Source organism: Streptomyces sp. M41 (assembly GCF_043673425.1).
GTDB lineage: Bacteria > Actinomycetota > Actinomycetes > Streptomycetales > Streptomycetaceae > Streptomyces.
Genome location: NZ_JBIMKE010000018.1, coordinates 11,817 through 24,636, shown reverse-complemented (window position 1 = coordinate 24,636; position 12,820 = coordinate 11,817). Strand labels below are relative to the sequence as shown.

Below are 12,820 nucleotides of genomic sequence, written 5' to 3'. Positions count from 1 at the left end.
ACATTCGCGGACTTTGTGTTGGGTTCGCAACAGCAGTGACCCTATTTTCCGCCGAACCTTGTAAGTCACCTGGCCGTGCCCTGCACACTGGGGCGCATGAATGACTGGCCCCAGGCATGGTCCGACGACAACCGCGGCAACCGCTACGGACGCGGCAGCGCGAGCGCACAGCCCGAGGGCGCGCGCGTGATGCGGCAGGTCCGCCGCGGCCAGGCGGCGCCGCCCGGCCAGGGATACGGCGGGGTGCCGCGCCAGCAGTCGTACGTCGACGGCCAGGGCCACGGCGGTTACCAGGACAGCGGCTACGACGACGGGTACGACAGCGGCTACAACACCGGCCAGGTCTACGGCGGCGGCGGGGGCGGCCGTGACCGGGGCGGGATGCGTGAGCCGCGGCCCGCGCCGAACTGGCGGCGCCGTATCAAGGTGACCGCCATCACCCTTGTGACGCTGCTGCTCGTGACGAGCGTCGCCACCTACTTCTGGGCCGACTCCAAGCTCAACCGCGAGGTGGACCTGTCCAAGGTCATCGAGCGGCCCGAGGCGGGCGAGGGCACGAACTACCTGATCGTCGGCTCCGACAGCCGTGCGGGCATGTCGGCCGAGGAGAAGAAGAGGCTGCGCACCGGCTCCGCCGAGGGCAAGCGCACGGACTCGATGATGATCCTGCACGTCGGCAGCAACGGCGACACGCTGATCTCGCTGCCGCGCGACTCGAACGTCACGATCCCGTCCTACAAGGGCTCGGACTCCGGCAAGTTCTACGAGGGCACCGGCCGCCAGACCAAGCTGAACGCGGCGTACTCCGAGGACGGCCCCGAACTGCTGGTCCGTACCGTCGAGGCCAACACGAACCTGCGCATCGACCACTATGTCGAGATCGGCTTCGCGGGCTTCGCCAACATCGTGGACTCCGTCGGCGGCGTCGAGATCGACATCCCGCAGGACATCAAGGACTCCAAGTCCGGCGCGGACTTCAAGAAGGGCAAGCAGACCCTGAACGGCGAGGAGTCGCTCGCCTTCGTCCGCACCCGGTACGCCCTGGCCGGCTCCGACCTGGACCGCACGAAGAACCAGCAGAAGTTCCTCTCGGCGCTGGCCAACCAGGTGGCGACCCCGGGCACCGTGCTGAACCCGTTCAAGCTGTACCCGACCATGGGCGCCGGTCTGGACTCCCTGATCGTCGACAAGGACATGAGCCTGTGGGACCTGGCGTCCATGTTCTGGGCGATGAAGAGCGTCAGCGGCGGCGAGGGCAAGTCCATGAACATGCCGATCTCGGGCAACGCCGCCAACGGCAACCTCCAGTGGGACACCGCGAAGGTGAAGACGCTGGTGGAGCAGTTGAAGAACGACGAGAAGGTGACCGTCTCCGGCAAGTGAGCGCCGCCGGTACCGGCCCGCACACACCGAGGGCACCCCGACGGGGTGCCCTCGCGGGCGTCCGGCGGTCGTCACATGGTGGCGCCGGCCATCGTGCGGCAGCTCTCGGCGCAGCGGCGACACGCCTCGGCACAGCGCATCATCTGGGGATCGTCCGGCATGGACATACACGCCTCGGCGCACATCTCACAGGCCTTGGCGCACATCGCGCACATCTCGGCCGACATGGGCGAGCGGCGCATCATCATGTCCGCGCACATACGAGTGGTCTCGGCGCAGTCCATGAGCGCCCGCATGATCTGCATCTGCGGCTGACCGCCCGCCTGCATGCAGGAGCTCATCGTCTCCTCGCACATGGCGTGGCAGGACATGCACGCGTCGACGCAGGCCTGCATCTCCGGGCTCATGGCGCTCATCATTCCGGGCTGGGTCATGGCTCCTCCTGGGGGTGCGGGAGCCCGGGGCGGGCCCCGTGCCCTTCCGTCCTACGCCCGCCCACCGCGCTGCGCCATCGGGGGGACGCGACATTTCCCACCGAATGCCGCACGGTGCAAGGCGCCCGACACCGTACGGAAGGCCACCCCACAGCTCCATTGGAGTTACGCACTGCCACCGATGGGGAACGTACGTGACCGAGCGTGGCGGACGCGACGGGCGCTACGAGCACCCTGCCTCGTCCCCCCGCAGCACCACGGCCTCACCCTGCGTCGGATCCTCCGCCTTCACCTTCCTGACCTGCTTGAAGTCCTCCCCGACGATCACCTTCAGGGTCGGCCCCAGCCCCTTCACCGGCCGCAGTTCGCTCCCGGGCAGCGCGGCGGCCAGGGACTTGGCCGAGCGGTCCCAGCCGGGGTCGTGGGCGACGACCGTCCGCTTCGTGGCGCGGTCCGCCGCGACCGCCAGCTTGCCCGACGTACGGAATCCGGTGGCGGCCAGCGCCGTGTCGACGCGCTTGCCGAGGCCCTCCGTCTTCGTGCCGTTCTCCACCTGGACGCGGATCTCCTGTGGGGCCACCTCCACCCGGACCGCCTTGCGCTCGGGCCGGTGCGCGGCCAGCGGCCTGTCCTCACGCAGGGCCCTGAAGAGGCGCTCCGCCTTCGCGGTGTCCCACTTCACGGTGGAACCGACGCCCTTCACGGCGTATCCCATCTGCCCGATCGGCACGGTCGTGAACTCCGACGACGACGGCGAGAAGTTCCGCATCGCCCGCCCGAGGTCGAGCAGCTCACCCGTCCCGAACCCCTTGTCGGCCCGCACCGAGCCCAGCACCGCCCGCGTCACATCCCTGAAGCGCATCGGGTTCAGCAGGATCCCCGACGACGTCGCCCGGTCGATCAGCGCCGCCATGAACCGCTGCTGGCGCTGCATCCGGCCCAGGTCGGAGTCGGTGTCGATGTGCCGGGCGCGGACGAACTGAAGGGCCTCGCCGCCCATCAGCCGGTGGGTGCCGGCCGGCAGATCGAGCCCGGTGTAGGAGTCCTTCAGCGGCGCGGCGGTGCAGATCTCCACGCCGCCGAGCACATCCACCGTCTTCATGAAGCTGGTGAAGTCCACCTCCAGATAGTGGTCGATCTTCACACGGGTCATGTGCTCGACCGTGCGCACGGTGAGGTTCGGGCCGCCCTCCGCGTACGCCGCGTTGATCTTGATGGGATGTGCCTTGTGGCCGTCGCCCTCGGGCACCTCGGCGTAGGAGTCGCGCGGCAGGCTCACCACGCTCGCCCGCTCCCGGTCCGCCGAGATGTGCACGATCATCATCGTGTCGGTGCAGTGACAGGGCGCCCCGCCCAGGCGGTACTTGCGGCGCTGCTCGGCGCTGATGCGGTCGCGCCCGTCGGTGCCGACGAGCAGCACGTTCATCCCGTGCCCGGCCTGCGGCCGGTTCTTCATGTCCTTGAAGGGATCCACGCGCGCGATCTTCGCGTCCAGGCTGGTGACCACCGCGTGCCCGATCCCCGCGGAGGCGAGGACCACGACGGACAGCGTGGTCACCGCCCGCATGGCCCAGCGCGGCCTCTTGCGCCGTACGGGCGCGACCGGCCGCGCCCCGCGGCGGGACGGCTGCGTGCGGCGCTGCGCAGGACGGGGAGACTGGCGGGGCGGCGTGGGCATGGGGGAGATACCTCCGCTGGGGCTTGCCCTGGGGGCCGTACTGGATCCGTTAGCACCGTAGGCCCATACGATCTGCTGCCCGGTGCAGCGGCCCCCGCGGCGCGCACCGCTGTCCCCCGTTCGCGGTAACGTGAGCCCCCTATGAACGCCAAGCCCGACGTGCAGCTCCCCGCCGTGTCCGTCATCATGCCCGTCCTCAACGAGGAGCGGCATCTGCGCGGAGCCGTCCAAGCGATCCTCGCGCAGGAGTACGCCGGCGAGATGGAGGTCGTGATCGCCCTCGGTCCGTCCACGGACCGCACGGACGAGATCGCCGCCGAGCTCGTGGCCGAAGACCTTCGCGTCCACACCGTCCCGAACCCGACGGGCCGCACACCGGCCGCCCTCAACGCCGCGATCAAGGCTTCCCGCCACCCGATCGTCGTCCGCGTCGACGGCCACGGCATCCTGTCGCCGAACTACATCGCCACCGCGGTGCGGCTCCTGGAGGAGACCGGCGCGCAGAACGTCGGCGGCATCATGCACGCCGAGGGCGAGAACGACTGGGAGCACGCCGTCGCCGCCGCGATGACCTCGAAGATCGGGGTCGGCAACGCCGCCTTCCACACCGGCGGCGACGCGCAGGCGGCCGAGACCGTCTACCTCGGAGTCTTCCGGCGCGAGGCCCTGGAACAACAGGGCGGCTACAACGAGGAGTTCATCCGCGCCCAGGACTGGGAGCTCAACTTCCGTATCCGGGAAGCGGGCGGGCTGATCTGGTTCTCGCCCGAGCTGAAGGTCTCGTACCGCCCGAGGCCGAGCGTGAAGGCGCTGGCCAAGCAGTACAAGGACTACGGCCGCTGGCGGCACGTCGTCGCCCGCTACCACTCCGGCTCCATCAACCTGCGTTACCTCGCCCCGCCCACGGCGGTGTGCGCGATGGCGGCAGGCATCGTGGTCGGCGCCGCCCTGACCCCCTGGGGCTTCCTGGTCCCCGGCGGCTATCTCGCGGCCATCACCGCCGGTTCCGTCCCGGCCGGCAAGGGCCTCCCGCTGAAGGCCCGTCTCCAGATCCCGGTCGCCCTCGCCACCATGCACATGTCCTGGGGCTACGGCTTCCTGACCAGCCCGCGCTCGCTGGCGCGGAAGGTCATCGCCTCCCGCCGCCCGGCCGTGCTCAGCGTCGACTGAGCCCGCCGGGCAGGGGAGCCCGTCAGCCGGTCACCAGGTGAAGTCCGGGTCGACCTTCATGCACGCCTTGGTGTCCGAGCCGTTCAGCGCCTCCGCCGTGTCCGGCGTCCTGTCGTTCTGCTTCGGTGCCTTGTACGCCGCGTCGTCCCGCCAGTCGGCGCCGACGACGAGGGTGACACCTGAGACGTCCGTGGACTTCTTCACCGCGCTCAGGGGGATGCCGAGGGCCTTGGCGACCCGCTGGGCATCGCCCTCCAGGTCGGCGCTGGGATAGCGGACGACCGTCGTCTTCTCGGCCGCCGTGCCCGACGCGTCCGCCACGGACTGCGTGAACCCCTTGTCGGCCAGCAGCCCGGCGACGGTGGTCGCGCGACCGCGGACCGGGGCGAGGGTGTCCGTTCCGGTGCCGTTGCGCACCTGGACGGCGATCTCGTCGTCCGCCGCGGCCGGGTCGGAGGACGTCTTCTCCTTCGCGGGCTTCTTCTTGCCCTTGCCGTCGAGGGAGATGTCCTCACGCACCAGCCGGAACAACTGGGTCGCGTCCTCGGTGGGCACCACCCGGCCGGTCTGGATCGTGTCGTACTCGTTGGGCATCGTCGTCATCGTGATGCGTGACGTCGGCACCTTCTTGAGCTCGCCCGCCAGGTCGTAGAGCTTGGCCACCGTGCCCAGGCCCGGGTCCACGGTGAGCGCCTCGGTGGCCGCCTCGGCGAGGGCGCGCAGCTTGCCCGGGTTGCTGAGCTTCGCGTTCTTGCGCAGTTCGCGGACCATCGAGTTCATGTACATGTGCTGCGCCTTGGCGCGGGCCAGGTCGCTGCCGTCCTCGAAGCCGTACCGGGTGCGCAGCCACTGAAGGGCCTGCTCGCCCTTGATGTACGTGGTGCCCTTCTCCAGCTTCAGCCCGGAGCCGTGGCCCTCGCTGTCCTTGGAGTGGATGTTGGCGTTCACGCAGACCGGGACGCCGCCGATCGCGTCCGCCATCGACACCACGCCCGAGAAGTCGATCATCATGAAGTGGTCGATGTGGATGTCGGTCAGCTTCTCCCACGTCGCCACCGAGCACCCCGGGCCGCCGCGGCCGAGCGAACGGTTCGTCATGGCGCGCCGGAGGGCCGGGTATACGTCCCCGCTGTCGGGGTCCGTGCACTTGGGGATGTCGACCAGGGTGTCGCGGGGCATGCTCACGACCGACATGTTGGTGCGGTCCGCGGAGACGTGCAGCAGCATCTGGACGTCGGCGAGCGGGGTGCCGCCGAACGTCTCCTTGGCGCCGCCCAGCTTCTGGTTCTCCTTGCTGTCGCGCGCGTCCGAGCCGATCAGCAGGATGTTCAGCGGCGTCTGGCCGGCCGCGTTCGCCTCGGTCCTGGCGGCGCGGTCCTTGGCGTCGCCGATGTTGAGGTCGTCCTTCTTCAGATTGCCGTTCAGGTGCTGGTAGTAGAGATAGCCGGCACCCGCGGTGCCCAGTATCACCACCGCCAGAACGGTCGCCGACCAGCGCAGCACCCGCCGTTTGCGGGGTCTGCCGCCGCCTGTCCCCGAGCCGCCCCCGCGTCCCCCGCCACCGTGCCGGCCGCCCAGGTCGGCCGGCGTGTCCTGGTCGGCCTGCGGGGTGAGGGACATGGTGTCCTCCACCGCGGGGGCCGTCCCTCGCACACTGCTCTGCGCCAACTCTCTGCCCTTCCCCACCCTTTGCCCGGCACGGCTTCGCTCCGCGCCGGACCTCCCTGTCCGGTACGGAGCGAACCATGTCGGGCCAGCCTGTCCGACACCGGTTCGCAACCTGTCAGACCCCCGTGAGTCCGAACCCGGTTGGCCACGTGTCGGCAAAATCCAGCCTTGGCACGGCCGTGTGGTGTGTCGGGGCGATGGCGCCTGACACACCCATGTCCTGTGTCAGACAAACGAACGCCCGGCACAGTTGCGTTCCCGGCCGGAGTTTTCACGCCGGGGCCTGCCGGAACCTGCCGGGGGCCGCCGAGGCCGGGCCCGCCCCCGCCGCAAGTCGCGGTCCGAGCGGGCCCGTTGGGCCACTACTTGGCGCACTCGACCTTGTCGGCCGTCGACTTCTCCACGTCGGGCGCCTTGGTCGGAGTCGTGAGCGGCACTCCGGCGCCCTTGAAGTCCTTGCCCAGCGTCAGCGTCATCGTGGGCAGGCCCTGCGTGTTGGTCACGCTCTTGCCGGGCTTCATCGCGGCCCCCGAGAGGCCCATGATCGCGGCGAGCCGGCGTGCCTGGTCGGCCTGGTCCGGGGCGTATTCCAGCGTCGTCCTGGCCAGCGACGCCGGGGCGTTGCCCGCGTTCTCGGACTTGGTCACGCCCTCCTCGGTCTGCAGCCAGGTGAGCGTCTGCGAGGCGCTTCCCGCGGCTGCGCCGCCGTTGAGCACCTGCACCCGCACCTCGGAGGCATCGGCCTTGGCGCCCTTCAGCCGGGCGGCGACGGCGGCGGCCTCTTTCTTCTTCTGCTGCTTGACCGCGGTGAAGGAGACGTCGTTCTGGATCGCCTGGAAGACCTCGGGAGCCTTGGACGGGTCGGGGACGACCGTCGCCCTGACCTTCTCCGTCGGGTTGTCGATCACCGGCACGGTGGTGAAGGTCAGATTCTTGGTGTTGAGCTTGCCCAGTTCCAGACCGAGGTCCTTGAGCTTGCCGATGCTGTCCAGGTTGGAGTCGACGGTCAGCGCCTTCGTACCCGCCTCGGCCAGCTTGATCATCTTCGATGGGTCGGTGAGCGTGTCGTTCGACTTCAGCTTGCGCATCAGCGCGCTGAGGAACTGCTGCTGGAGGCCGATCCGGCTCAGGTCGCCGCCGGTGCCGACGGCGTGCCGGGTGCGGACGAAGGCCAGCGCCTGCTCACCCTCGATCACATGCTCGCCCTTGGGGAGGTCGAGATGGGAGTCGGGGTCCTTGATGTCCTTGGCGAGGCACACCTCGACACCGCCGACGGCCGACGTGAGCGTCTTGACCGCGTTGAAGTCCGCCACCATGAAGTTGTCCGGCTTGATCCCGGTCAGCTCGGTGACCGTGCGCATCGTGCAGGACGGCGTACGTCCCTCCTGGCCGAGGCTGGTGTTGAAGCGGACGTCCGCGGAGCCCGGGATGACCTTGCTGCTGCCGTCCTCCTGTGTGGTCTGGCAGTCGGGGATGTCGACGATCAGGTCGCGCGGGATGCTGAGCGCGGTCGCGTTCGAGCGGTCCTTGGAGACGTGGAGCAGGATCGTGGTGTCGGCGTGTCCGGCGCTGCCCTTGTCGCCGTAGCTGCCGTTGCCCGCGCCCGTGCGCTTGTCCGTGCCGATGAGCAGGATGTTGATGGCCTTGTCCTTCTGGAAGCCACCGGTGCTCGCGCCGTCGTCCGAGAGGGACTGGATGTTGTCGTTGAGGTGCTCGATGTAGAGGTAGGCGCCGGTCGCGGCGGCGACCAGCACGAACGCCATCACACCGCCGGTCCACAGCAGGGCCTTCTTCGCCTTGCTCTTCTGCTTCACCGGCCGGCGACCGCGGCGCCCCGGCAACGGCTCCTCGGGCGCGCTGCGGCGCCTGCGCTGCGACGGGACCTCACGGCCCGGCACCGGCCGGGCATCGCGACCCTGTGCCGGCGCCGCCGTGCGGCTGCGCGCCTGGCCACCGGGTCCGCCGGGTCCGCCCGGCCCGGTCTGGCTCTTGGTGCCGGGAGCGGCGGCGGCGTTCGCACCGGCGGACCTCGAACCGGCGGCGCGGGCGGCGCCGGCTCGGGAGGCGGATCTACGGGGTCCGGGGACAGATGACTGCGCAGCGGAAGGAGTCAGTCGCAGTTCGTATTCGCCGGTGTTCGGATTGAGCACCCACTGGTCTGCGGGATCGATGTCGTCCGCCCGCCCACGGCCTTGCGCGTCCACGGTTGTCTGAATCCTCCGTCGGGGCCACGCGGCGCCTACCCCTCCAAGGCGCTCGGGTCTCGGTCAAACAGTGCGTAAGCCTAACTACGGCCGGGCGCACCGGATCGCTCACACTATCCGCCCAGTTCAGCGTGGAGCCACGACGGTGACAAATTCCACGTCCCTACAACTGGGCAATCCGCCCCATTTCTTTGAATCGGTGTTCGTCGGCTTGGTGAGCGCTTTACCCGCAAGGGTTCTCGGCGGCGGTGTTGCCGCGGAAGGTGGGAGGCGGGGGAGTGGGGACGGCGGGGTCTTCGGGGCCGCGCAAACCGGGCGAATCCACAACTTTCACCGGCGTGTCGGTGCGCAGCCGCTCGAAGAGGCGCTTGGCCTCGGGCTCCACGAGTTGGTCGCGATTGGCGTTGTGGATGTACGACTCCCGAGGAACGGTGAGGAATTGCACGCGTTCAGTGGGGATGTCGCGCACGCCGCGCACGAGTTCGTACAAACCGCGCAAGCTGGCCAGGGCGGGGTCGGTGGTGAGGGAGGACGTGGCCGCGTCGAGGACGGGATAGAGCCGCACCGGGTTCAGCAGTACGTCGTTGCTCTGCACCTTGTGGGTCAGCGCGGCGAGGAAACGCTGCTGGCGGTCCATGCGGTCGGTGTCGCTGCCGTTGCCGAGGGACTTGCGGGCGCGGACGTAGCCGAGGGCCTGTTCGCCGTCGAGGGTCACCTTGCCGGCGGGGAGTCTGAGCTTGGCGGCTTTGTCGTCGATGGGTTCGGTGAGGCAGATCTCGACGCCGTCGAGGGCGTCGACCATCTTCTTGAAGCCCTGGAAGTCGACGACCACATGGTGGTCCATGCGGATGTTGGTGAGCCGTTCCACGGTGCGGATGGTGCAGGCCGAACCGCCGACCTGGAAGGCGTAGTTGAACATCGCGAACATGGGGGCGCTGCGGGTGCCGTCGCGGCGGCGGCAGCCGGGGACGTCGACCATGAGGTCGCGGGGTATCGATACGGCGGTGGCGCTGCGGCGTTCTGCCGACAGGTGCAGCAGGATCGTGGTGTCGGAGCGTTCCGTGCCGGAGTCCCGGCCATAGCGGCGGTTTCCGCTGCCGGCTCTGGAGTCCGAGCCGATGAGCAGGATGTTCTGGGCGCCGTTCACGAGCGAGGTGGGGCGTTCCTTGTCGTACCGGGCCAGCTCGGCCGCCGCTGCCTCGTCGGGGGTGATGTTGCTGTCGAGCTTGGCGTAGATGGCCCATCCGGCCCCGCCGGCGGCCAGGACGACGAGTCCCACGCCGAGGGCGCCCCGCCGGACCCACCGCCACCGCCGCTCCCGCCGCCCCGACGGACCGCTGCCGAGTCCACCGGAGCCTTCGGGGCGCGGTCGTACGGTGCCGGTCACGTCGGGCTCCACTCCTCAGGGCGTACTGCGCGTGGTGTGGGCTGCTGTTACGACGATGGCTCGGGTCGGGGGCCGGGGGCGGGTGGTGGTGGGCCGAACGGGTGACGGCGGGGACGGGGATGGGGGGTGGGGATGGGGGTGCCGGGAGGGGGCAACACCCCAGGAGCGGGGGGAACTGCGCGACCAGTCCCTACGGCCCCGCAGTCGCCCCCCCGTCCGCACACGGGCTCGGCGTAGACGTCACCTCGACGTCACCTCGCCGTCGCCGTCACCCGCTCGCTCTCGATGCGCTTGGCCAGGGCCTCCTCGTCCAGCCTGTCGAGGTGGCGGCACAGGACGACCGAGCCGTCGGTGGCCAGCGCCGCGTACAAGCCGGCGTCCAGACCCTCCCAGGTGTCGTACGGCAGCGCCGAGAGGATGCGGGAGCCCGGGCCCGTCAGGCCCAGCCCCGTCGCCTCCGCGCGGGCGCGTTCGACGACCTCGGCGCCGCTGAACTCCCGCCCGGCCACGATCAGCGCGGGATCCTCCGGGTCGACCGGCGCGTAGGGGACGAAACGGTCCCCCTGGCTCGGTACCTCCACCGCGTAGTCGGCGAAACCGGCCGGCGGCTGGGGGAAGCGGCCACCCAGCGGTCGCAGCGCCAGGGCGACGCGCTCCCCCCGGCAAGCCCGCGCGGCCTCCAGGGTGTCCGGTCCGCTCACGACCACGTCGGCCGTCGCCGGATCGCCGCCCACGTCCGCGATCGCGCCCACCGACGAGCAGGCCAGCAGCCAGACCGCCGTCTGCCAGTGCGCGGGCAGCAGCAGGGTGACCCGGTCCCCGGGGCCCGCCCCGAGATCGCCCTGGAGCAGATTCGCGGTCTTGGCCACCCAATTGGCGAAGGTGGCGACGGACAATTCGACGCGTTCTCCGGTGGCGTCGTCGTAGAAAGTCACCAGGGGGCGTCCGGGATCCGCGGCGAGCGCGGAACGCAGCAGGTCGGCAGGGGTGCGATCGGTGGCGTTCACGCGCGCAAGAGTACGCCGACGCGGGGGTGCCGACCCCCGGTTGGGGGCACCCTCCGGCCACCGGTTCGGGCGAAGGGTGGGCCGACGCCTCGTCAATTCACCGATGGACAGGTTTGTCTGGCTATGTCCAATATCGTGAACATGCGTGGATTTCTTGCTTCTTCGATCGGTGTCACGTGTGCGGCGGCTCTGGCTCTCCCGCTCACCCCACCAGCCCTCGCGGCGACCGCGAGCCCGGCCTCCGGCGCTGAAGCGGTCACGCGCGGGGCGACGGTGGCCGCGGCGAGCCTCGACGCCGGTGTGCAGCGCCGTACGTCCGGGCCCGTGACCCGCCAGAGGGGCGCCGAGCCCGCCGTCCCGGGCAGCACTCAGTCACTGCCACTCGTCCCCAGCGACAGTGACCGCGTCGCCGGTGGCCCCGCCGGACAGGGGCTGACCCGCCAGGACGTACCGCACTTCTCCCTCGTCGGCGTCATCTGGGACGACCCGGACATCGAGCTGCACGGCCGGGTCCAGGTCCGTACCCGCGCCGTCGCCACCGGTGCCTGGTCCGGCTGGCAGGACGTCGAGACGCACAACGCCGACCACGCGGCCGACCCGGGCAGCGCCGAACGCACCTCGGGCCGGGTGCGCGGCTCCACGGCACCGCTGTGGGTCGGGGAGTCGGACGGCGTGGAGGTGCGGGTGACCGCGGAAGTCGTACCGGTACGGGCGGCCGATACGGGGACGGACGGCCAGGGGCCGAGCCCGACCCCGAGTGCCGACCCCACTGCCGGCGCGAGCGGCGGCTCCGAGGTCGCCTCCCCGCTGCCCGCCGGCCTCCGCCTCGAACTCGTCGATCCCGGCGAGGCCGCCCCCGCGCCGGGTGACCCCGCGGGCGCCCCCCGCCCCGGATCCCTCACGGCCGAGACCGGCGAGACCGCAGAGACCCTCGGCGCGTCCTCCGCCGTCGACGCCGCCGCCTCCGCGGCCAACGTCGGACTCGCGCCCCTGGGCGCCGCCGAGATCCCCGCGCTCGACCGGGCGGAGACGGAACGGGAGCTGCTCGCCCTGCGTGGCAGCGAGTTGACGAAGGAACAGCGGGCGAAGCCGTACATCGGGCCCCGGCCGCGCATCGTGACGCGGCGCGGATGGGGTGCGAACGAGGGGCTGCGGGAGCGGCAGTTCGCCTACACGAGGAAGGTGAAGGCAGCCTTCGTGCACCACACGGCGACCGGGAGCGGGTACCGGTGCTCGCAGGCGCCCTCGCTCATTCGCGGTATCTACCGCTACCACGTCAAGAGCATGGGCTGGCGTGACATCGGCTACAACTTCCTCGTCGACAAGTGCGGAAACATCTACGAGGGTCGCGCCGGGGGAGTGGTGAAGCCGGTTCTGGGCGCCCACACCCTCGGTTTCAACTCCAACAGCATGGGCATCGCCGTCCTCGGCAGCTACGGCACCACCAAGCCGTCCGGTGCCGCGGTGAAGGCCGTCGCCCGGCTCACCGCATGGAAACTGGGACTCTTCGGCGTCAATCCGCGAGGAAAGACTTACCTGAAGTCCGGTGGTGGCAATCTCTACCGAAAGGGAACGAACGTACGACTGAATGCGATTTCCGGCCATCGGGACGGCTACTCCACGGAGTGCCCCGGATGGCAGCTCTACCTCAAGCTCGGTACGGCCCGCACCACCGCGGCCCGCTACCAGGGGCGCTGAGGGAGCCGAGTTCGCCCCCGGGGGGGGGGGGGGGGGGGCTGGGGTGGGGGCTGGGGCGCATTCATCGCCGTCGGGGGAACAAGGGGGGCGCGGGAGGACCGCACTGCCGCACCGCACTGCCGTCGAAGGCGCCGTACAACGGTCTGCATACACTGGCCGGCCGAAAGACAGTTCGGCCGGTCCCGGCAGGA

At 70.3% G+C, this 12,820-nt stretch carries 9 protein-coding genes; 3 read left to right on the top strand and 6 right to left on the bottom strand.

All coding sequences use genetic code 11. From position 1 onward, the window contains the following. Positions 1–96: 96 nt before the first annotated feature. A complete protein-coding gene (locus ACHBTE_RS21870) occupies positions 97–1,383 on the top strand; it encodes an LCP family protein (protein ID WP_394725691.1) in 1,287 nt (428 codons plus the stop codon). Positions 1,384–1,454: 71 nt separating this feature from the next. Here the strand turns inward: ACHBTE_RS21870 and ACHBTE_RS21865 are convergent, their stop codons facing one another. Beyond that, a complete protein-coding gene (locus tag ACHBTE_RS21865; protein ID WP_394725690.1) occupies positions 1,455–1,817 on the bottom strand; it encodes a four-helix bundle copper-binding protein in 363 nt (120 codons plus the stop codon). A 223-nt stretch (positions 1,818–2,040) separates the two neighbouring features. After that, complete coding sequence (locus tag ACHBTE_RS21860; RefSeq protein ID WP_394725689.1) at positions 2,041–3,495, bottom strand: LCP family protein; 1,455 nt, start codon at positions 3,493–3,495, stop codon at positions 2,041–2,043. Between the two features lie 141 nt (positions 3,496–3,636). Here ACHBTE_RS21860 and ACHBTE_RS21855 point away from each other — a divergent pair, with 141 nt between their 5' ends. Further along, positions 3,637–4,665: a glycosyltransferase family 2 protein gene (locus ACHBTE_RS21855; protein WP_394725688.1), complete on the top strand. Its 1,029-nt coding sequence runs from the start codon at positions 3,637–3,639 to the stop codon at positions 4,663–4,665. A 30-nt stretch (positions 4,666–4,695) separates the two neighbouring features. Here the strand turns inward: ACHBTE_RS21855 and ACHBTE_RS21850 are convergent, their stop codons facing one another. From ACHBTE_RS21850 to ACHBTE_RS21835, 4 genes are all read right to left on the bottom strand, one after another. Beyond that, a complete protein-coding gene (locus tag ACHBTE_RS21850) occupies positions 4,696–6,285 on the bottom strand; it encodes an LCP family protein (RefSeq protein ID WP_394725687.1) in 1,590 nt (529 codons plus the stop codon). Positions 6,286–6,695: 410 nt separating this feature from the next. Further along, a complete protein-coding gene (locus ACHBTE_RS21845; protein WP_394725686.1) occupies positions 6,696–8,537 on the bottom strand; it encodes an LCP family protein in 1,842 nt (613 codons plus the stop codon). Positions 8,538–8,760: 223 nt separating this feature from the next. Then, positions 8,761–9,924, bottom strand: a complete 1,164-nt coding sequence (locus ACHBTE_RS21840) for an LCP family protein (protein ID WP_394725685.1) — start codon at positions 9,922–9,924, stop codon at positions 8,761–8,763. Positions 9,925–10,175: 251 nt separating this feature from the next. Further along, positions 10,176–10,931 (bottom strand): TIGR03089 family protein, encoded by a 756-nt coding sequence (locus ACHBTE_RS21835; protein ID WP_394725684.1) that lies wholly within the window; start codon positions 10,929–10,931, stop codon positions 10,176–10,178. Positions 10,932–11,072: 141 nt separating this feature from the next. Between ACHBTE_RS21835 and ACHBTE_RS21830 the strand changes: the two genes are divergently transcribed. Next, positions 11,073–12,629, top strand: coding sequence for an N-acetylmuramoyl-L-alanine amidase (locus ACHBTE_RS21830; RefSeq protein WP_394725683.1), 1,557 nt, complete (start codon positions 11,073–11,075; stop codon positions 12,627–12,629). Positions 12,630–12,820 lie beyond the last annotated feature (191 nt).

Coding starts and splice junctions, on each gene's coding strand:
- ACHBTE_RS21870 (WP_394725691.1), top strand. CDS start 97: ATGAATGACTGGCCCCAGGCATGGTCCGACGACAACCGCGGCAACCGC.
- ACHBTE_RS21865 (WP_394725690.1), bottom strand. CDS start 1,817: ATGACCCAGCCCGGAATGATGAGCGCCATGAGCCCGGAGATGCAGGCC.
- ACHBTE_RS21860 (WP_394725689.1), bottom strand. CDS start 3,495: ATGCCCACGCCGCCCCGCCAGTCTCCCCGTCCTGCGCAGCGCCGCACG.
- ACHBTE_RS21855 (WP_394725688.1), top strand. CDS start 3,637: ATGAACGCCAAGCCCGACGTGCAGCTCCCCGCCGTGTCCGTCATCATG.
- ACHBTE_RS21850 (WP_394725687.1), bottom strand. CDS start 6,285: ATGTCCCTCACCCCGCAGGCCGACCAGGACACGCCGGCCGACCTGGGC.
- ACHBTE_RS21830 (WP_394725683.1), top strand. CDS start 11,073: ATGCGTGGATTTCTTGCTTCTTCGATCGGTGTCACGTGTGCGGCGGCT.